This is a genomic window from Aerococcus sp. 150760013-2 (genome assembly GCF_053627715.1).
In genome coordinates this window covers 48,572-69,684 of the sequence record NZ_JBSEYI010000014.1, presented here as the reverse complement: position 1 = coordinate 69,684, position 21,113 = coordinate 48,572, and the positions used below count along the sequence as shown (strand labels likewise).

At 40.3% G+C, this 21,113-nt stretch carries 13 protein-coding genes; all 13 read right to left on the bottom strand.

The genetic code is table 11. The features are described from left to right. Nucleotides 1-405 precede the first annotated feature (405 nt). The 13 genes from ACUW85_RS08350 to ACUW85_RS08290 all read right to left on the bottom strand — a co-directional run bounded on the left by ACUW85_RS08350 (nucleotide 406) and on the right by ACUW85_RS08290 (nucleotide 21,113). Nucleotides 406-1,584, bottom strand: coding sequence for an ABC transporter substrate-binding protein (locus ACUW85_RS08350; protein ID WP_048728847.1), 1,179 nt, complete (start codon nucleotides 1,582-1,584; stop codon nucleotides 406-408). Nucleotides 1,585-2,584: 1,000 nt separating this feature from the next. Continuing rightward, nucleotides 2,585-5,011: a 5'-nucleotidase C-terminal domain-containing protein gene (locus ACUW85_RS08345; RefSeq protein WP_149314814.1), complete on the bottom strand. Its 2,427-nt coding sequence runs from the start codon at nucleotides 5,009-5,011 to the stop codon at nucleotides 2,585-2,587. A gap of 169 nt (nucleotides 5,012-5,180) precedes the next feature. Next, nucleotides 5,181-5,417 (bottom strand): hypothetical protein, encoded by a 237-nt coding sequence (locus tag ACUW85_RS08340; RefSeq protein WP_069285805.1) that lies wholly within the window; start codon nucleotides 5,415-5,417, stop codon nucleotides 5,181-5,183. 116 nt (nucleotides 5,418-5,533) lie between these two features. Then, nucleotides 5,534-7,099 (bottom strand): CoA-transferase, encoded by a 1,566-nt coding sequence (locus ACUW85_RS08335; RefSeq protein WP_149314813.1) that lies wholly within the window; start codon nucleotides 7,097-7,099, stop codon nucleotides 5,534-5,536. Nucleotides 7,100-7,186: 87 nt separating this feature from the next. Continuing rightward, on the bottom strand, nucleotides 7,187-8,389 hold the full coding sequence (gene fadE / locus ACUW85_RS08330) for an acyl-CoA dehydrogenase FadE (RefSeq protein WP_048728858.1): 1,203 nt from the start codon (nucleotides 8,387-8,389) through the stop codon (nucleotides 7,187-7,189). A 12-nt stretch (nucleotides 8,390-8,401) separates the two neighbouring features. Further along, nucleotides 8,402-9,379 (bottom strand): NAD(P)H-dependent flavin oxidoreductase, encoded by a 978-nt coding sequence (locus ACUW85_RS08325; RefSeq protein ID WP_048728860.1) that lies wholly within the window; start codon nucleotides 9,377-9,379, stop codon nucleotides 8,402-8,404. A gap of 103 nt (nucleotides 9,380-9,482) precedes the next feature. Further along, nucleotides 9,483-10,427: a LysR family transcriptional regulator gene (locus ACUW85_RS08320; protein WP_149255988.1), complete on the bottom strand. Its 945-nt coding sequence runs from the start codon at nucleotides 10,425-10,427 to the stop codon at nucleotides 9,483-9,485. A 50-nt stretch (nucleotides 10,428-10,477) separates the two neighbouring features. Then, nucleotides 10,478-11,263 (bottom strand): enoyl-CoA hydratase/isomerase family protein, encoded by a 786-nt coding sequence (locus tag ACUW85_RS08315; RefSeq protein ID WP_149255987.1) that lies wholly within the window; start codon nucleotides 11,261-11,263, stop codon nucleotides 10,478-10,480. An 84-nt stretch (nucleotides 11,264-11,347) separates the two neighbouring features. Next, the gene (locus ACUW85_RS08310; protein ID WP_048728933.1) at nucleotides 11,348-12,535 is read right to left on the bottom strand and encodes a thiolase family protein; all 1,188 of its coding nucleotides are present in this window, start codon (nucleotides 12,533-12,535) and stop codon (nucleotides 11,348-11,350) included. A gap of 30 nt (nucleotides 12,536-12,565) precedes the next feature. Continuing rightward, on the bottom strand, nucleotides 12,566-14,824 hold the full coding sequence (gene fadB / locus ACUW85_RS08305) for a 3-hydroxyacyl-CoA dehydrogenase/crotonase FadB (protein WP_182023555.1): 2,259 nt from the start codon (nucleotides 14,822-14,824) through the stop codon (nucleotides 12,566-12,568). 98 nt (nucleotides 14,825-14,922) lie between these two features. Then, a complete protein-coding gene (gene fadE / locus ACUW85_RS08300) occupies nucleotides 14,923-16,128 on the bottom strand; it encodes an acyl-CoA dehydrogenase FadE (protein ID WP_003141131.1) in 1,206 nt (401 codons plus the stop codon). A gap of 366 nt (nucleotides 16,129-16,494) precedes the next feature. Then, nucleotides 16,495-18,030 (bottom strand): long-chain-fatty-acid--CoA ligase FadD, encoded by a 1,536-nt coding sequence (gene fadD / locus ACUW85_RS08295; RefSeq protein WP_149314811.1) that lies wholly within the window; start codon nucleotides 18,028-18,030, stop codon nucleotides 16,495-16,497. Nucleotides 18,031-18,272: 242 nt separating this feature from the next. Then, a complete protein-coding gene (locus tag ACUW85_RS08290) occupies nucleotides 18,273-21,113 on the bottom strand; it encodes an ABC transporter permease (protein ID WP_149314810.1) in 2,841 nt (946 codons plus the stop codon).

Here is a 21,113-nt window from a genome sequence, read left to right as displayed (position 1 = left end):
CCTTCTAATAGTTGGTTGGTACATCTATTTTATAGGAAAACTATGGATCTTTTTTATTTTATTATTGTTGTTGCACTTAAATTGTAAATTCGTCCATAAAAAAAACGACAGCCTCTTCAGGACCGTCGTTCTAACCAAGGCCCCTCTTTAACGAGAAATAGGACCCTACACATTTGTAGAATCCCCTTAGTTAATAATAATAATGTTAGCAAAGGTTGGCGAAACAAGACTATTGACATTGCAGGATTGTTTTACAACTGTTTTCATCTTGTTTCACTTCCTTTCTAATTTGTTCTTAATGAGTTGCTATTAATATAGCAAAGTTTTAAAAGGGTTACAAGCCTTTTATTAGAAAATTGCTAGAAAATCCGGAGATTCTTTTTACCATTCTGAAAGTACTAATACCTATTCTGGTGCTACTGCAGTTGATCCAACCACTTCATTATTTTGAATCTCTTGGATGTAGGCTGTTTTATTTGGTGTATGGTCTTCTTTCATTGTGATCGCACCAGTTACCCCTTGGAAGTCAGTGGTGTTAGCAATCGCTTCAGCAATGGCTTGGTTGTCTTCAGAACCCACTTCTTCTACCGCATTTGCGTATAGGTAAACTGCGTCATAACCTAGGGCCGCAAACTCATCCGGTGCTTTACCGTAGGCTTCTTCAAAGGCTGCTGAGAATTCTTGAGAGGCTTTTGAAGCATCTTCATCTGAGGCGAAATGAGATACATAGTAGATGTCATTCATGTTTTCTTCACCCGCAAGTGAGCTCAACTCTTCTGAGGCCAAACCATCCGGTCCAACAATCGCTGCTTCAATACCCATTTCACGGGCCTGTTTGATGATTGTTCCCGCTTCAGTATAGTAACCGGCAATGAAGATAACATCCGGATTTTTAGATTTAATATTCGTCAAGATAGAAGAGTAATCTGTATCGCCTGATACATAAGATTCAGTTGCTACAACATCCCCTTCAAAAGCGCTTGTAAATTCGTCTGATAGAATTTGTCCGTAATCTGACGAGTTATCTTGCATAACTGCTGCCGTTTCATAGCCTTGGTCATTTGAAAAACGTGCAATCGCGCCCCCTTGGAAGGAGTTTAGGAAGGCTACTGAGAACCCATATTCATAAGCTTCGCCATTAGAATCTAAGGTCGCCCCATCACTTGTTACCGCTGGCCCAATAAATGGCACTTGCGCTTGTGTAGCTGCATTAATTTGCGCTTGGAAGTTAGCGGTCAATGACGGCCCAACAATCGCTGATACGCCCTCTTCATCGATCAAACGCGCCGCTGCTGACGCTGATTCATTTGCATCCGACTTGTTATCCGCTTCAATATATTCAATTTGCTTGCCGTCGATCCCACCAGCTTCATTGATCTCTTCAACCGCTAGTTTCGCTCCATTATTAATATCATTCCCGTAACCAGCAGCAGAACCCGTTAACTCAAAGTTCCCACCAATTTTAATCGTGTCCTCACTCGTATTAGAATTCGAACTAGAAGTCTGCGTCAAATTTCCACAACCCGCAATTACCATTGTTGACAGCAACATGACTGAGAAACGTTTAATCCCTTTAATATTCATCATAAATCCTCCTATATCTCCACTATAATTTTAAACTTTAATATAATTGCCGATCCCCTTCTTTGAAAAAGGGGATTCCTTAACTCAAAATATTCTCCTTCATTCTCGTCACTCTTCTTAGCTAACTGATCCCAATAAAAAAGCCGGCGCTTCGTGAGATACGAACCACCGGCTAATTAGCTAGGCCCATATTTCATGGAAAAAAGGACCCTACATCATGTTGTAGAACCCTAACTAAGCTAATAAAAGTAATAAAGATGCGTGAGAAATACTAAGCGGGTTTGAAGCCCAAATAGCCATCGATGATTTTTTGTTCATGTTAGTCATGGTACCTCGCTCCTTTTCGTTTTTCTGAGTTGTCTATAATATACCAAATTAAATTCTAATAATAAAGCTTTATTTTAATCATTTTATCATTTTTTTTTTGAAATCGTCTACTTATCGCCCTAACTTGACTCTAACCGTTTTATTTATATCTTTTATGGCTTATTCCTGCCTATTTCATTTTTCCTATTGATTCCAGCTAATCTTTCCCAGTGGTCTATATAATGATAGTAAAATCAACAAAGCAGTGAAGTTCTGACGTCTGTAATTCAAATGATTATGCTGATAGGGTTTGTCGCTGAATGACAACAATTATTAAAAGCACCAATAACCTTAGCCGGAACTGTTCAGTTTCTAACCTTCTTTCAAAATAATGGTTTCATGGGCCTCCTTTTAATCCTCGCCTTATACGGGCCTGACGCCACGTTCTATATCTCGCTCATCAATATCCCAACCAATTTTTTTATCTATTACTTTGGGGTCTGGGCCATGTCACGAGGCAATGATACCGATTTATATCCTAAACAATTGGCAAAACGACTCTTACTTTCAACCCTTGTCTCAGTCGCACCTATTCGATTACTGATTAATGTCTTAGATTTAGTTTAGTTTACAAAAAGAGGACTGTCTCCTTTAATCGAGACAGCCCTCTTTTTGTATCTTATATTAGTATCAATTATTTACGTTTACGTCCTGGTAAGGCTAAACCTAATCCAGCAACGATTGCTGAGAAGGCAAATCCAAAGCCACCTGCTGTGAATCCAGCTTTTGGCAATGTAGCCGCAGCCACTACAGCTGCTTCTTTTTCTTCAGCTTTAGATGATTTACCTGGTGTTTTAGGATCAGCTTTATCTGCTGCTTTATCTATTGTTTTATCTGTAGAACCAGCTTCAGTTGAACCTGATTGTCCACCCGTTTTACCTGAAGTCGCTTCTTCTTCTGCTTCACCGCCAGTTGTTTCTTCTGCCGGAGTTTCCTCTGCAGGCGTTTCTTCACCTGGTACTTCTTCGCCCGGAACTTCTTCAGCTGGTGTTTCACCAGCTTCAGCAAGTAAAGCTTCGTAGTCAGCAGTTAACATTGGGATGATTTGGTTTTGTGGTAATTCGTCAGCGTAGTCTGCTAAGTTTACAACGCCAGTTTCCATTGCATCCATCACAACACGGTCTAACGAAGGTCCTTCTTCACGTTCACCAGATAGCATCGTATAGCCGTCCCCGCCTTGTGCTAAGAAATCGTTAGTTGCCATGAAGTAGCTACCATTTGCGTCATCAGCCACTAATTCAAATTCACCTGTTTCACGGTTTAAGATGTAAACACCTAATACACGTTGACCTGCTTCTAATGTTGGGTCGAAGTAGATTTTGATGTCAGAAGATACTTGTAAGAAACCACCTAAAGCTGCTAGACTTGGTAAGTTTGAGTCTTCATCGATTGCTTCTACAGTGTATTGACCATCAGAAGATGAATAAGGTTCCGTTACAGTCGTTGCTGAGTAAGCCAATTCAAACATGTCGTAAATTGTTTCACCAGTTACTTGGATTTGAGAGATGATATTACCAAATGGTAAAACAGCAATCACGTCGCCTTCAGTGATTGGTTCACCTTGAACAATTTGCTCACGAATACCACCACCGTTGATCATAGCGAAATCAGTCGGGTTGTTGAAACCACCGTTACGGCCGTATTCAACCATTGCGTCGGTAATGTATGTACCTGAGTTTGTTTCGTGTGAACGCACGTACTCACGAACACCGTTAAACCAGATTGGATTTTCTTCAACGATCACACGACCTGTTTCTTCTTCAAAAGCCACAGAAGCTTCATCAACAATCGCTTGAACTGTTTCATTTGTACGGCCAGCAGTTACTTGGTTGCCCTCTTCGTCAAATTCATAACCAATTGTTTCTAAGGCTGTTTGTGCATCCACTAATTGACCCTCTGTTAATGAAGGATCAACAAGGTTCAATGTCACTAAACCAATGTTATTTAAAGCAGTACCAGTTTGTTGTAACAAGACATTACCGTAACGTTCATTGGCAAAAGCTGTATGAGAGTGACCATCTAAAATGATAATTTGGTAAGCATCGAATGTTGCAACGTCATCTAAAGCCGCTGCTAAAGCAGTTGCGCGCCATTCTTCATTTGTTGTTGCATCTATACCTAAGTGAGATAAGACGATAAAGGCGTCTTCAATTGTTGTTTGGTCTTCGATTAAACGATTAATTTCATTAACTGTTGTATCAATTGGAGATAAGAATTCAATATTTTGAACGTTATTTGGATGTGTTTTAGTCGCTGTTTCTGGTGTTGTTACCCCAACGACACCTAAGTTATACCCTTGTGTCGAAACGTTTGTAGAAGATCCAAATACTAACTCTTGGCTATCTGCATATACAGTGTTTACTGATAATACTGGGAAACCAGTTTTGTCTTGATAACCAGTTGCAACATCTTGACCGAAGTCAAATTCATGGTTACCCACTGCCATTGCGTCATAGCCAGCTTCGTTCATCGCTTCAGCCATTGCTGCACCTTCATCATGGTTAGATAAAGGTAAACCTTGGAAGGCATCCCCAGCATCTACAATCACATCTGCGTCAACTTCTTCAAAATATTGGGCTGCATTTGCAATACCAATTACACCGTTAGCTTGTTCAGCACGACCGTGAATGTCATTTGTATGGGCAATGGTAATTTCATCCACACGACCATCACCATCCGTATCTGCGTCGCTTGCTGGAGTCGTTACAGGTGTTTCAACGGCTACTTCTGACACTGTTAAGTCCTCAGTAATCACGTCTTCAACAACTGGATCTACAAGTGTTGATTCTTCAACGACAGGTTCAGTAGTTACTGCTGAAGATGCTGCTGTTTCGCTTGCTACAGTTTCTTCGACTGCTGACGCTTCCTCAGTTGTAGGTGCTTCTTCGACAACAACTTCAGAAGTGGTAGCTTCAGTACTTGTGGCATTTGATGCAGGTGTTTCTACGACGGTGGTTACTTCTGCTGCTTTAGCTTGAGGTGTAGCTGCTAAACCAACGATACCTGTTGCTGCGATAGATAACACAATACGACTAGTAGAAATAAAATAACGTTTTGACATGTTCTCCTCCTCATAAAAAACCCAATAAGTGTCCCACTTAGCATAATACCGACTAAATGTTAATATCGCTATTTATATGATGTAAATTTTGTGTAAATAATATTTTTAAAATAAAAAAGCAGGCACCCTATTACCGGAAACCTGCTTCTAATATAATATATTGCAAAGTTTAGCTAACAACAGAAACTTTGATATCTTGATCATATTGATTATCTAACATACCACGTTGGCAGTATGCGATATCGTCTTCAATGCGGCAAATCTTAACCAATTCGTTTTGAACGAATTCGCCGTCAGGAATTGCACTCTTTGCCTTGTAAACCATTTGATCCACTAAGACGCGAATTTCGCCAGATTGGTCTTTTGTCACTGGTTCAACGACAATTGCTACCCTATTCATCAACATTACTATCTCCTAAATATATAAATACAGCCATTAGTCACGCTTATTTTATATTCTTTAGTAAGGCATGTCAAATATTGCCAAGTTACGCCCCCTCATTACCTTCTAATGAAAATACATTATTGTACTTGATGATCACTTAAAACCCATTCATCCTGATATAATTGGCTGTCTATTTCTTTTAAGTCTTCAGCAATTTCTGGGTTAAATGGCATATGGTCAAGAACGTCCTTTTGCAATTCTAGACCAGGTGCCACTTCAGTTAAAACCAATTTCGCTTCCTTATTCAACACAAACACCGCTCTATCAGTCACAATGGTTATTTTCTTACCCGCCTTAACTGCTTTTGACCCATTGAAAGTGACATAAGATAAGGCGTCCGTAAATTTACTATTACTTCCTTGATCATCAACCACTAACTGGTTATTTTCAACATGACTTTTATCTTTCACCATAAAAGGACCTACAAAAATAATTTGCTTTGCGCCTTCCGCAATGTCCATCATACCACCAGGACCCATAATACGGTTACCCAATAAAGTCGTATTCACATTGCCATTTTGGTTTATTTCACCAAATCCAAGTACTGTTGTCTCTAGTCCGCCACCATGGTATAGGTCGAACATGTCACCAGAGTTAATGACTGCCTCTGCATTATAATTTGGTCCATAGTCAAATCCGGGAGCAGGTACCCCACCAACAGCTCCTAAATCGGTGGTGAAATGATATTCATCAAGTAAATTGGCTTCATAAACTAAATTAGATACCATACAAGGAAGCCCAACTCCTATATTAATAATCGAATGCCGCTTCAATTCCAAAGCTGCCCTACGTGCAATCACCAATTTAGGGGACAAGGGTGCTGATTTTATTGGCAAATAATCGCTACGAATCTCATTTGAAAGCAACGGATTATAGCTTGTAGCAAAAGTTTGTTGATGATACTCAGGTGTGCCTTTATACACGTAATCTACTAAAATTCCTGGTACAACAACGGATTTTGCCTGTAAACTACCTCTTTTAACTACTTGTTCAACTTGAGCAATGACGATTCCACCAGAATTCTTAGCTGCAATAGCCATTGTTAAGGCTTGTAGATTCATGGGTTCATGCGTGAAAGCCAAGTTTCCCTTCTCATCAGCATAAGTTGCCTTAATAACGGCTACATCAATGCCAATGCTCTTGTAAAATAACCACTCTTCGCCTTGTAGATTTTCAACTACCATTAAGTCATCTTGCTGACGAGCTTTATCAGACATTTTTCCGCCAGATTGACGAGGGTCTACATAGGTATCAAGTCCAACTTTTGTCCACACGCCCGGTCCTTTTTCCGCGGCATTTCGATAAAGTAAACCAATCGTTCCTTGAGGTATAATAAATAGTTCAATTTGATTATTCAAGGCAGCTTGCCCAGTTAATGGGGCTCCGTGGATATGAGACCCGATATAGCGTTTGAGTAATCCAGGTGCTAACAATAAGTCAATTCCCGTTCCCTCACCGCGACTGAGTCCTGCAACTGATATCACAGTAATGTCTTTTGGGTGACTGGCTTGCTCATATTGCTGACGTAATGCGCCAAAAAATTCTTCCGCCAAACCACCAATACCACTAGTTGTGAAAGCAATACGTGCCTCATCTTTCACTAAGGCGACAATTTCTGTTACTGAACGTACCTTACTTTTCATAGTCCACCTCTAAATTCTTTTTAATGCTTCAATAAAAATAGCGGACTAAGTTTTCGCACCCGGTCCGCCACAAGACTTTTAAACAAACTATACAAAGGCGCTAAATCCTGTTAAATGTCGCCCTATAATCAAACTATTCACTTCATGTGTACCTTCGTAGGAATAAATGGCTTCTGCATCTCCAAAATATCTTGCAACTTCCGTATCCACCGTAATACCATTTCCTCCGCAAATTTCTCTACCCAATGCTACAGTTTCCCTTAATAAACGAGCATTTTGCATTTTAGCAATTGAAGCTGGCACTTCAGCATATTTCCCCTCAGTTTGAAGTTCAGCTAAGCGATAAGATAAGGATAAGCCAGTTGCAGCATTCGCTTGCATCCTCGCTAATTTTTCCTGGGTAATTTGGAATTGGCTAACTTTTTTACCGAACTGTTCTCGCTGTCCCGTATATTTCAAAGCCGCCCTTAAGGCACCCGCATGCCCACCTGCCGTAATATGGGAAACATCTGCACGCGTTGCGTAAAGGATACGCGAAACATCTCTAAAGGATTGAATTTTAGGTAGTCTAAAGGCCTCAGCCACCTGTACATTCTTTAAATGAATATGACCATTTTGTACCAGTCTTAGGGCTATTTTCCCATCAATCTTCTCTACGGTAAGGCCCTCGGTTGCGGTTGATACCATGAAGCAAAGGATATCATTATTTTCTGGGTTACGGGCAAATATTGGTATGAAATCTGCTGAACCTGCGCCGCCAATCCAACGTTTCTCACCATTCAGTAGCCAGTTATCGCCATCTCTTACTGCTGTTGTCGCCATACCTCCAGCAATATCAGACCCATGGTCAGGCTCAGTTAGGGCAAAACAAGTCTGCCACTCAAAACTAGTAAATTTTGGTGCGAAATAATCAATTTGTTCCTGACTTCCGCCTTGTAATAAGGTAGTGAAGCCTAGGCCCGCATGGACAGTCATAAAGGTCGCTAAGGACATATCCGTCCTGGCCAATTCATAATAACGGAAAAGATTAAAATATTCGCTCACTTTATATGGTTGCTGGCTTTCTTTGAATAGGTCAGGATGGTTCATTAAACCTAAGTCGCCGACCGCTTTAAAAGCCTCAAAAGGAAAAGTCTCTTCTTTCCAGTGCTGTTTTAAAGTAGGCGCTATTTGATCTTCTAATACTTGACGCAATTTACTCAACAATTCAACTTCTATTTCAGTTAATTTTTGGCTGAAACCATACACGTCTTCAGGATATAAATCTGAAAGTATCTGCTGTTTATCCATATGCCTACCCTCCTACTTAAATACAGCCGAAAGGTTAGTCATATAGGCATGTCGTTCTTGGAAACCATTAATAAGCTCCTCAAATATTTCATCAACTGTCATAATCTCGTTAATCCGCCCCACGCCTTGACCCATGCTGAGTTGCGCATGTTGGACATCCCCATTTTGCATCGCTTCATAAGACCTCCGCCCTGAAATCAAAGGCATTAGTGTTTCTAGTGTCGCGCCGTCTTTTTCTGCTTGCAGGATTTCTTGAGCCATTTCATTATTAGCCACACGCATAGCATTTCTTAAAGATGTCATTGTTAAAACAGTCCCATTTTCTGGTATCTGTAATAAGGCCTGCCGATAAGTATCCGAAGCATTCACTTCTGGTGTTGCTAGAAATCTAGTGGACATTAAGACACCATCTACACCTAAAGCCATAGCGGCATATAGGCTTTTACTATCCACAATCCCACCAGCAGCCAATACAGGTACAGATATTTTCTCTACCGCTTTAGCCCAAAGTATTGGACCAGAAACAAGGTCTACTCCTGGGTGGCCACCACCTTCAGCACCAACAAAGGCAATGATATCCGCACCATCTTCCTGTGCCGCTAACCCATGGCGGATGGAGGTAACTTTATGAATCACTTTAATACCAGCATCTTTCAATGGTTGGATAAAGTTTCTTGGTCGTTGACCAGAAGTTTCAACTACTGGTACCCCCTCTTCAACCAAGACTTGAATATAATCCATAATCACTTCTGGCATAGCTACTTCAGGTACTAATGAAATGTTGAAGCCAAAGGGTTTATCAGTTAAAGTTTTCATTTTTTTGACTTCAGCTCTTAAACTATCTACGTCCGGGAAAGCCATGGACGGTACTATACCAAGTCCACCAGCATTTGACACAGCTGAAGCAAGTTCAGCCAGCGACATATACTGCATTCCCCCTTGGATAATTGGATACTGAATATTGAGCATTTCAGTGACACGCGTTTGCATATTGGATCGCTCCTTCTCATATTAACGATTAGAGGTTATCAAATAGGCCTGCACTTATCATGAAAGTTCATTGTCCGTACCGTATTTATCTAATAACCACTAATTAAGCTTCATCTAGAAAATCATATTTAAGACTTTCATTTTCTAGATAGAAATTCTCTAAAATAGATTGGTAAACAAAGTTTTCAACTTTTGAATACCCTGCTTTTTTCTCACGTACTAAGGTTGGAATATAGGGAATAGGATCTTCAAATCGTTTCTCCACAATCCCCATCTGATTTAATTTGGCAATGAATAAACTAAAATATACTGTTGGTAAAAGCGCAACTAATTGATTATAGAGGACTGTTTCAATCATGTAATCCCAAGAACCTGAAGTAAACAATTGAATCGCCTTAGAATCATGGGTACGCAATTTTTCCCTAACCAAATCGTGCACAATGTCTTCCTTGTTATAAGTAACATAATGATAGCCATCTAGATGTGACCATTTAAGTAGGCGTTTCGTCCTTAAAGGATGGTCTGGTCCCATAAAAGCCACAATTTCTGTTCGTACTAATTGATGGGATTCATATTTATCTTCATCCATTGTTTCAGGTGGTACTAAAACGGCCATATGAATCATATTATCTTCAAGCATCTGGTATAAATCATTGGTCCCAGCTTCCACAATTTCAATGTGGGCATCTGGGTTTTCAATGAGGAATTGTGGAATAAACTTATTAAAGAAAAACCTTAAGTAAGTTGGGTGAATCCCAATCTTGATGCGCCCCTTGTGGACGAGCGATTCTTTCTCAATCACTTGTTCTAGATTGCTGTATTGATTCAATACTTTTAAAGCTGACCCATAAACCCGCATCCCAGATTCGGAAACGCTTACAATTCTACCGTTCTTTCGGTTGAAAAGCGACACACCCTGTTGTTTTTCAAAATTTTTAATAAATTGGCTTAAAGCTGACTGTGAGACAAAAAGGTTATCTGCGGCAACTGTTAAGTTACCATTTGATTTTACAATTTCCACAAAATACTGCATTTGGTTGATGTCCATATTTATTGGCCCCTTTACGTTTCTTCTTGCCAATAGTTTACCATACCAAACTATCTTCCTTGAAACTTAGGCTTTCTCTTCTCTAAGAAAGCAGTAACTGCCTCGCGGTGATCTTCAGTTAAGGAAGCCTTACGCATATATTTCGCTTCTAATTTGTTATTCTCTAAAGCCTTTGGATATTGTAGATCATACATAATTGCCTTTTGATAAGCTATAGCTACAGAAGGGCCGGCAACAAAACGACTAGCCAAGTCCAACGCGGCTGCTAGTAATCCTTCATCCGCTACTACTTGATAGGTAAGTCCATAGTTTTCGGCTAAGTCAGCTGTGATGGGTTCATTTAGCATGACATGACGGTTAGTCCGGTAAACGCCAATTGATTGACTCAAATTAAAGAGCAAACTAGTATCACCTGGAAAAGCCATCTGAATGAAGGCCGTCACTAATTGTGCATTTTCCCCCATCAAAATAAAATCACAGGCTAAGGCTAAGCCTAACCCAGCACCAGCTGCCACACCGTTTACGGCTGCTATCACTGGTTTAGACGACCTACGAACGGCTGCAACCATCTCTCCTGTTTTAATCACACCTGATTCGGGAATACCTTCACCAGACGCCACCAAGTCTTTAAATTGGCGAATATCACCACCAGCACAGAAGTATTTCCCAGCGCCAGTAATCACGATTGCTTTTACGTCGGGATCCTGCTCAACCTTTGTTAATGCATCGATCACTTCCTGATAAGTTGTTTCAGAAAAGGCATTGCCGGATGCTTCACGGTTAAAAGTTATTCTTGCAATCTTGTCTTCGATGGTAAATAAAATTGTTTCAAACATTAATTTACTCCTTTGCAAAATGGATGAAGGACTAGCCAAGCTGATAGAATTTGAATAGCTTAGCGAGTCCTTATACCATCTTGTCTAGTGAATATACTCAAATATACCCGCAGCACCCATACCAGCACCTATACACATAGACACCATGCCGTACTTACTATCTTCACGTTTGCCCATTTCAGCTAGCAATCTTGAGGTTAAAATCGCACCTGTAGCCCCTAGAGGATGGCCTAGAGCAATCGCTCCACCATTCACATTAGTGACGGATTGATCAATACCTAATTCACGAATTGACGCTAAAGCTTGGGAGGCAAAGGCCTCGTTTAACTCAATTAAATCTAAATCATCTAAAGTTAAGCCAGTAAGTTCTAAGACCTCTGGAATGGCATAGGCTGGGCCAATCCCCATATATTTTGGATCAACGCCAACAGCCTTAAAGCCAACAAAACGAGCAATTGGTTTAACCCCTAATTCTTTGACTTTATCGCCTGACATTAAGACAACAAAACTTGCACCATCAGAAATTTGTGAAGCTGTTCCTGCTGTCACAGTGCCATCTGCCTTAAAGATTGTCCGTAATTTTCCTAAAGTTTCCATTGAAGACTCTGGTCGAATCCCTTCATCTTGATCAAAGATTTTTTCTTCTACCTGTGGACCATGTTCGGTATAGCGCACTTTATGGGTAGTAACCGGTATAATCTCATCCTCAAAACGACCAGAAGTTTGTGCTTTGTGGGCCCGGCGATGACTTTCTACACCAAATGCATCCTGGTCTTCGCGACTAACCTTGTATTTACTTGCTACATTTTCAGCAGTTAACCCCATTGGATAGGACACACCCGAATCTTCTGTTTGTAAGGTTGGGTTATTCGTTGGTTCATTCCCACCCATCGGAACTGCACTCATAAACTCAACACCACCAGCTACTAGCACATCTGATTGACCAGCCATAATAGCATTAGCTGCTATAGCAATTGTCTGCAATCCCGATGAACAATAGCGGTTCACTGTTTGACCAGCAACTGTATAAGGTAACCCCGCCCGTAAGGCAATTGTACGGGCAAAGTTCATCCCTTGTACACCTTCTGGAAAGGCTGATCCGACAATGACATCCTCAATTAAAGCTGGATCAAAGTCACCTTCAATACGGTCAATGACCCCTTTTAATACTTCAGCAGCAACATCATCTGGACGATCATTGGCTAGGGCACCATTCGGCCGCCCTTTACCAATCGCTGATCGTCCATAAGAAACGATATAAGCATCTTGCATCATTCGTTCATTCCTTCCTAATTTCATCCACTAGTTTCGTAATGGTTTACGTGTTTCTAACATATAGGCAATCCGTTCATATGTTTTTTGGTTGTTCGCTAATCTAAGGAAATGCATTTTTTCTAGATGTTGTAACCAATCTTGGTTAACAAGTGTTCCCTCAGGTAAGCCCCCACCTGTCATAATTTCTGCAACGGTTAACCCTAATTCCATATCATAGTCACTGATAAAATGACCTAGCCGCATGGCATCTAATTGACCTTCCACAACCGCTTTGAAGCTAGTACCCAGAATTGGGAAGTTCACCTTAGTCCGCGGAATAAAGTTCGTCTTAGATAAGTAAGTTAACTTGTCTAAGGCAATCTCCACTACGCTATCACTAGCTGCCACAATATCATCAGACTTTCTTAGATAGTATTTATCTCTGGCTTCATAAGCTGACATCGATACATCACCAGAAGCTACGCGCGTAATGACATCGCCTAGAATACGCATTTTTGCATCTTTTTGGATTGGCATATTCATTACACGTTCCGTTAATTCCGCTAAACCACCGCCACCAGGGACTAAACCAACACCCACTTCAACTAAGCCGATATAAGATTCCGCCGCAGCGACAATATAAGGTGATGCTAAAACCAATTCTGCCCCGCCACCAAGTGCACGACCACGAACGGCTGTTACAATTGGTTTTGCTGTGTAGCGAACCCGGTTAACCGCTTCATGTAGTTCACTGATTGTTTGACCAATTAACTCATCAACCCCGTCAGACTCAATGGCTTCTTTCATCATATTCAAATTCGCACCAGGACTGAAATGCGGCCCATTTGAATAAATTACCATCCCGACATAGTCACCAGACTCTAATTCATCCACAGCTTTAATCAATTCAGCTGATAACTCGCCTGTAATCGTATTATTTGGTGTGTGAAAATTGAATAATAACTGATTATCATTGATAACACTTAAGGTTGATGCCTCTGTTTCCCAAATATTTGCATCTACCTTTTCACTCATTGGGGTTAGATTCTCAAGAATCTCCCCTTCTTTGTAAAATGGCTCACTTCGATTTGCTACCCATTCTGGTAAAGGTCCTATCTCTTTTTCAATACGTTTTTTAACCCGTTCAAAGCCCATTAAATCCCAAAGTTGGAAGGGACCGACTTTCCAATTGAAGCCCCAAACCATGGCACGGTCAATATCTTTATAATCCACTGCCGCTTTAGGGATATTATTGGCTGCATAATAGAAAGTACTCGCTAAAGTTTCCCAAAGGAACTTACCAGCTGTATCTGTGGCATTAAAGATGACGTCCATATTCTTTTTCAAGTTACTAGAGAATTTAGCTAAAATAGGTAGATTTGGTTTTTCAGCTGGTACATAGGTGAATGTTTCTGGGTCTAATACTAAACGTTGACGGCCTTCTTTCTTATAAAAACCATGACCAACCTTATTACCTAAAGCCCCTGCTTCAACCAATTTGCCAATTAATGTAGATTGGTTGAAATATGGCTGTTCGCTTGGATCTTGCGTCAAGCCTCCAACTACAAAAGTAGCCACATCATTCCCTACTAAGTCAGATAGCCCATAAGTACCAGTGCGTGGCCGACCAATCGCTTTTCCTGTTAAGGCATCTACTTCCGTAATTGACAGGCGATCACGCTCAGCACGGTACATAATATCACTCATAGAGTGGGTGCCTGTTCTATTAGCGATAAAGGCTGGTACATCATTCGCTACAACTACCCCTTTACCTAACTTTTTCTCAGTAAAGACTTTTAATTGATTAATTGTCGCTTCAGACGTAAACTCAGTTGGAATTAATTCCACCAATTTCATATAGCGTGGTGGATTAAAGAAGTGCATGCCTAAGAATCGTTCACGCTCTGCACCTTTAAAAACTTTAGCTATTGCCTGAATTGGAATACCGGAAGTATTTGTCGCTAGGATAGCTTCTGGTTTAGCGACTGCAGCAATCTTCTCCCAAATAGCGTGTTTAATTTTGATATCTTCTTTAACTGCTTCAATAAAAATATCACTATCTGATGGTTCACTTAAGTCATCATCAAAATTCCCATAGGTCAAGTTACCTTGAAATTGACTTTGGTATAGCATCGGTTTCTTCCGGTCAGTAATACGGTCGTATCCAGACTTAGAAAGTTTATTCGGTTCATTTTCGTCGATGACAACATCTAATAATTGTACTTTCAATCCCGCATTTACGAGTAAGGCGGCAATTTGACTCCCCATGACACCAGCCCCGAGAACGGTCGCTTTTGTAATTGTCATTGTATTTCCCTCCATCTTTGATCAATTTCTAAAAATAAGAGATTGGGCAGATTATTTGAACTGTCTACCCGGCTCTTTATTATTGTCGGTTTAAATTACTAATTAAATGCTGCTTGTCCGGTCAAGGCACGACCAATGACTAAGGCATTTACTTCGTGCGTTCCTTCATAGGTGTAGACGGCTTCTGCATCTGCAAAGAATCGTGCAATATCATTGTCCACTACAATCCCGTTACCTCCACAAATTCCGCGGCCCATTGCCACTGTTTCCCGAAGTCTTAATGCATTCATCATTTTACCGACTGAAGTTACTACCTCGTTGTAGTCACCTTCTTCTTGTTGACGTGCAATTTGTGAACATAGAGCCATTGCAGCAGTTAAATTTCCTTGCATCATGGCTAATTTTTCTTGTACTAATTGATAATTAGAAATTTCTTTACCAAATTGCTTACGCTCAGTGACATATTTCAAGCTAGCTTGTAATGCCCCAGCCATCGCACCGGTGGCCATGTTGGCAACTCCTGCACGTGTTGAATATAAAACTTTCGCAATATCTTTAAATGAATTGATATTTTGTAGTCGATCACTTTCAGCTACTTCAACATCTTTCAAATGGATATTAGCATTTGGCACAATTTTTAGAGCAATTTTATTTTGAATTACATCAATATCCAAACCAGCTTGCCCTGCTTGAACGATAAAGCATTTTGGCTTACCAGTTTCCTCATCTCGAGCAAATACTGGAATCACATCAGCAACTGAAGCACCACCAATCCACCGTTTTTCACCATTGATAATCCATTTGTCGCCTTCTCGTCTAGCACTTGTTTCTAATCCCCAAGCCACATCAGAACCATGATTTGGCTCAGTTAAAGCAAAACATGTGCGTAGTTGATGACTGGCTAGTTTTGGAATATACTTTTGAACTTGTTCAGGACTACCACCAAATAGGAAAGTATTAAAACCTAGTCCCGTATGAACACCCAATAAAGTATTCAAGGACACATCAAAACGCGATAGGGTAAAAGCGAAAAAGAATTGGAATAATTGACTGGTTGTCTTTTTACCTTCACGCCCTTCAAATAAAAGTGGATTGTCAAAGTATCTTAAATTACCAATATCTTCAAAGAATCCTTCTGGTTCTGATTCAGTTACCCATGCTTCATTTAAGCCACTGCGGTATTTGCTTTCTAATAGTTCTACCAACTGTTTTAAAACTTCAATTTCTCCATCGGTTAAACCACTTGAGATCTTTAAGATATCTTCTGGGAATAACTCTTTTAATACTGCTTCTCTATTTTCCATGAGGTAAACACTCCTTATTATTTATATATAGATCAATTGCCACGCTGGTTTTGCCTGAATTGAATATTTTCTAGTAAAACTAACAAAAATGATATCGCTTACAAACTTATATTAATACCAATAAGGTGTAAAGAAAAATAAGCCTTATTAATATGGACTATGAGTAATACTAATAGTTATTGTAAACGCTTTCTAAAAAGCGTCATTAACAATAGTTATAAGCTAAACTTATGATTACTATTACAAAATAAATACAAAATCCCTTATATAGTTGAATTTTATAAGCAACCATTATTAGGTATATTTAAAAGCAAATAAAAAAACACTAGGAAAATAAGTCTCCTAGTGCCTAATTTAATCCTTATTTTAACTACCTGCGCTTGCTGTCAAATTTTCTTTAGCGTGCGCTGCCATCATACGACTAAGTTCTATACGGTCTGGTTTACCAACCGAGTTAACTGGGATTTCGTCAATTTCCATGTAAAGTTTTGGCGTCTTATAACCGGCAAGTTTTTCCAAGCAGAATTGATCTAGTACTTCTTGGAATTTGTCTGCGCCTTCAACATCTTTATTGACCATGATCGCTGCTGAAACAGATTCACCAAATTTTGGATGTTCAAATCCAAGTACAATAGCTGATTTAACCAATGGATGCTGGGTTAATACGGCCTCAACTTCAGATGGTAGGACATTTTCCCCACCAGTGATAATCAATTCTTTCAAACGATTGACTAAAGTCATTTCCCCATATTCGTTTAAGTAAGCTAAATCCCCAGTTCTAAAATAGCCATCATGGAAAGCTTTGGCATTTTCTTCAGGTAGCTTCCAATAACCAGGTGTTACGTTCTTCCCTTTCACCAACAATTCACCAATTTCACCTTGTGGTAATGGGTGCATCTCATCATCTACAACGATCATTTCATCAAATAAAAGAGGAGAACCAATTGTAGTCGGGCGCTCATTAGCGCGTTGACTAGTATTAAACGTTAATAAAGGCGCTTCGGTTAAGCCGTAGGCGTTAATGATAATTTTACCCATTTGCTGGAAAACTTTTTGTACAGCTGGTAATGGTGGTGACCCTCCTGCGACTAATAAGTCTACGCTCATTAAGTTTTCTGGTTTAAAGTCAGGTGAAGCGATAATACCGTAGTACATGGTTGGAATCATGACTAGTACATTTGGTTTGTAAGTACGGATCCAATCGTTAATGGTTTCATAGTTGAAGTAGCGTTCTAAGACTAATTGACCACCTACAACTAACATTGGTATCGCAATATCAATAAAACCTAAAATGTGGAACATTGGGGTTGAGCCAATTGTTACCCAATCTTCACTCATTCTCCAAGAAATGATTTGATTGAATACGTTATTTAGATAACTTTCATGGGTATGAATGACCCCTTTTGGTCGACCGGTTGAACCTGAGGTATAAATTAATAAAATAGGATCTTGCCAATCAATAGACACACTCTCAAAAGGTTGATGGTTACTTAAATCCATCATTTGATTGTATTCAGCCTCGTCCACATTGTACTTGATGTAAGCGTCAGGTACTTCTGATAGACGGTCTAAATGGTTAGTTGCATATAAAATATATTCAACACCTGCATCTTCTACCACTCGGGCAATTTCTACTGGTTTTAATCGCCAGTTGAGTGGAACGAAGACTGCACCAATCTTAATTGCCGCTAACAACATATCAATAATAGCAATATCGTTAGGGGCAAAAGTGGCAATCCGGTCTCCCTTTTTGACGCCTGCATCCTCTACCAAGTGCCGAGCTAAAATTTCCGCACGTTGATTTAAATCTTGATAGGTAAATTCTGTGTGTTTCAATGGATCAATCACCGCCACCTTTTCAGGGGAAGTAATTGCGCGCGTTTTAATCCAGTCCAAATTCATTGTTTATCTCTCCTTAAACGTTAGAATTTGTAAGCGCTATCATCTTTTGTTACTCTCATTTTACTAAAAACTCAAGCCTTGTCTAGAGAATCCTTTAATTTTTAAGGAATTAAATGAGAAGATGAGACACAAAAGCCCAATATTAGGGGTTTACCAAAAACAATATTGTACAAATTGTGTTGAATTTAATGATTTTGCGCATAAAAAAGTAAGACCAGGAATGAATCCCGGTCCTACTTTAATTAATCTTCTTCTTTGAGTGCTGATACCATTTCCACTTTCTTCAGTTTGTAGTGCATGAAGATCATGACCACAATGGAGAAGGCTAAGGTAATCAGACTTGCGTATAGGTAAGATTGCCATTGGATCACGATCGGGAAGAATACCTGATCGATTGCCACTGTATTGAGGATATAGCTTAGTAAGCCGTAACCTAAGAAGTTCCCAATAATAATCCCTACCATGGTTAAGAATAAGGTTTCTCGATAAACATACATACTGACTTCAATTGACCGGAATCCTAGCACCTTAACTGTCGCCAATTCGTGCATCCGTTCTGACACATTAATGTTGGTTAATGAGTAAAGGACGATAAAGGCCAGACCACCTGCTGAAATAATCAAGACGACGGTCACTAAATCAAGGGCTGATAAGGTTTCCTCAAAGTCCGTGATTTGACTAGCGTTTAAACTTGTTCCAATGACGCTAGATTCTTCTTTGACTTGGTCAAAGATTGCTGCCTGGTCGCTAGTGGATAACCCTCTCTCAAATTGAACAAGGGCTGTGTTTTCTTCACTTTCTTCACCGAATACCTCTTGGTAGTAAGCATCTGTCATGTAGATTTCATGACCTAGATAGTTGGTGATGACGCCTTTTACAGAAAATTCATAAGGATCGTTATTGGTATCCACTAAGGTCACTGTATCTCCTGCTTGAATGCCCAATAATGAGGCCAGCTTAGCGGTGATAAAGACGCCATCTTCAGGTAAGGTCATCTTATTTTCGGTGTCTAGTTCTTGTAATTGGAAGTAATCTTGATAGTTGCTTTCTGAATCAAAGGACATGACACTCACGATTTGTTGGGTGATTGTTTCGTCATCGGTCATCAGAACGTCACGGGACAGCGGTAAAACATTCTCCACGTCACCATTATCTGTTAAATCGGCCACCACTTGGTCGCGGTCTTCTTGACTGGCATCCATATTGAATGACAGGCTCCCGTCATACATTTTCACTTGGATGAATTGTTCGTCCGGTAGACCTGAAATAGAGTCAGATAGACCGAATCCAGTGACAATCAACATGGCACATCCGGCAACCCCAATAATGGTCATCAAGTTACGTCCTTTATAGAGGAAGATGTTCCGCCAAGTGATCTTACCTTGGAAACTCAAGCGGGACCAGAACCCTTTAAACCTTTCTAGGAAAATGTGTTGGCCATTTTTCCCAGTAACAGGTTGCAATAAGCGGGCGGTCTTCTCGTTCAGAGTCGTTCTAGTGGTTAACCAAGCTGGTAAAACAGTCGTCAATAAAGAAGTCCCTACTGCGAGTGAGATGTCCACAATTTGCCAAGTGTAAATCATGCCTGGTAGGGTCACGGTATTGGCGAAGGCAGACACAATGATATTCGGGAATAGATAGTTACCGATTGAAATACCGATGACCAACCCTAAAATAGCTGCCACTCCTGCATACATAATGTATTTGGTTTGAATGATTCGTGGGCTATAACCTAAGGCCTTGTAAGTCCCAATTTGAACCCGCTGCTCTGTTACCATCCGTTGCATGTTGGTAAAGGAAACTAAAGCTGCAATCAGAAAGAAAATAATTGGGAAGGCTTGGCCAATTGTCGCCATGTTGTCCGCATTATTTTCCCAAGCGGTATAGCCTGAGACGCCAGAACGGTCGTTAATCGTATAAGTCGGTTCATCTAAATCAGCCAATGTTGATTCAGCGTCTGCAATATCTGCTTCAGCGCTAGATAAGGATTCTTCAGCTTCTAGACTCTCACTTTCATAATCACTTCTTGCTTGGTCTAACTCACTTTGAGCTGAATCAAGACTTGCTTGACCAGCTTCTAATTGAGCGGCCACACTGGACATGCTAGCTTGAGCTAAGGATACGCCTTCTGGTAGTTGGGACTCAACTTGGCTTTCTTGTTGGTCTAGTTGACTTTGGTTGTCATCAATTTCTGATTGTGCTTGGTTTAATTCACTTTCGCCAGACGCCAATTCAGACCTAGCTGAGTCAATTTCCGCTTGTCCAGATGAAATTTCTAATTCCGCTTCAGATACAGTCTGGTTGTAGACTTCACCTGGTCGGTCGGCGAATACGTGTTCAATTTCTGCTTGCTTATCTGCGATGACTTGATTGTATTCGCCTGAATAGGCTTCTAAATCATCTACAGCGGTCACGTCAATAGCGATACTGGTATAAATATCCCCATTAATGGCTTCAGGTGCAATCACCGCAAAACCGTTTAATTGCCCGTCTCCAAGCCCAGTCGCCCCGCGGCTAATATTTGTAATTTGCAGGGGTGAATTTACGTAGCCGACAATGGTAAAGGTCTCACCCGAAAGACTTGGTACACCACTTTCATTGTCTTCTGAGTTGACACCTAAATCAGTTAAACTGATTTCTTGTCCAATTTGGTAGTTTTCATCATTGGCTAATTGGCTATCAATGGCGATTTCATCGACTGCTTCAGGTAACCGCCCTTCTTGGACATCAAATTGGTTGATATCTGATGTTTCATTGAAGTTTGGATAGAAACGAACTAAATCATTACTCGTAGCAATCTGACGGTCAACATAGGCATAAGGTTGATATTCAATATCTTCCACATCTTCTAATAAGGCTAAATCATCCTCGTCAAGTCCCATGGTTGACTGAATAGACATATCTTCTAAGTTAGTTTGGTTAAAATACTTGTCCGCTATTGCAATCATATCCGGTGCAGCTGCACGGATACCCACAAAGAACCCCGTTCCCAAAACGATAATCAGCAATAAGGCTAGAAACCGCCCAAGGGTATTCTTGATCTCACGAAAGCCGTCTAACCATATTTTTCTATTCTTCTTCAT

Excerpts from the sequence above, each read along its gene's own strand:
- ACUW85_RS08315 (WP_149255987.1), bottom strand. The coding sequence starts at position 11,263 with ATGTTTGAAACAATTTTATTTACCATCGAAGACAAGATTGCAAGAATA.
- fadE (WP_048728858.1), bottom strand. The coding sequence starts at position 8,389 with ATGGATAAACAGCAGATACTTTCAGATTTATATCCTGAAGACGTGTAT.
- ACUW85_RS08340 (WP_069285805.1), bottom strand. The coding sequence starts at position 5,417 with ATGTTGATGAATAGGGTAGCAATTGTCGTTGAACCAGTGACAAAAGAC.
- ACUW85_RS08345 (WP_149314814.1), bottom strand. The coding sequence starts at position 5,011 with ATGTCAAAACGTTATTTTATTTCTACTAGTCGTATTGTGTTATCTATC.
- ACUW85_RS08335 (WP_149314813.1), bottom strand. The coding sequence starts at position 7,099 with ATGAAAAGTAAGGTACGTTCAGTAACAGAAATTGTCGCCTTAGTGAAA.
- ACUW85_RS08310 (WP_048728933.1), bottom strand. The coding sequence starts at position 12,535 with ATGCAAGATGCTTATATCGTTTCTTATGGACGATCAGCGATTGGTAAA.
- fadD (WP_149314811.1), bottom strand. The coding sequence starts at position 18,030 with ATGAATTTGGACTGGATTAAAACGCGCGCAATTACTTCCCCTGAAAAG.
- ACUW85_RS08290 (WP_149314810.1), bottom strand. The coding sequence starts at position 21,113 with ATGAAGAAGAATAGAAAAATATGGTTAGACGGCTTTCGTGAGATCAAG.
- ACUW85_RS08325 (WP_048728860.1), bottom strand. The coding sequence starts at position 9,379 with ATGCAAACGCGTGTCACTGAAATGCTCAATATTCAGTATCCAATTATC.
- ACUW85_RS08320 (WP_149255988.1), bottom strand. The coding sequence starts at position 10,427 with ATGGACATCAACCAAATGCAGTATTTTGTGGAAATTGTAAAATCAAAT.
- ACUW85_RS08350 (WP_048728847.1), bottom strand. The coding sequence starts at position 1,584 with ATGAATATTAAAGGGATTAAACGTTTCTCAGTCATGTTGCTGTCAACA.
- fadE (WP_003141131.1), bottom strand. The coding sequence starts at position 16,128 with ATGGAAAATAGAGAAGCAGTATTAAAAGAGTTATTCCCAGAAGATATC.
- fadB (WP_182023555.1), bottom strand. The coding sequence starts at position 14,824 with ATGACAATTACAAAAGCGACCGTTCTCGGGGCTGGTGTCATGGGGAGT.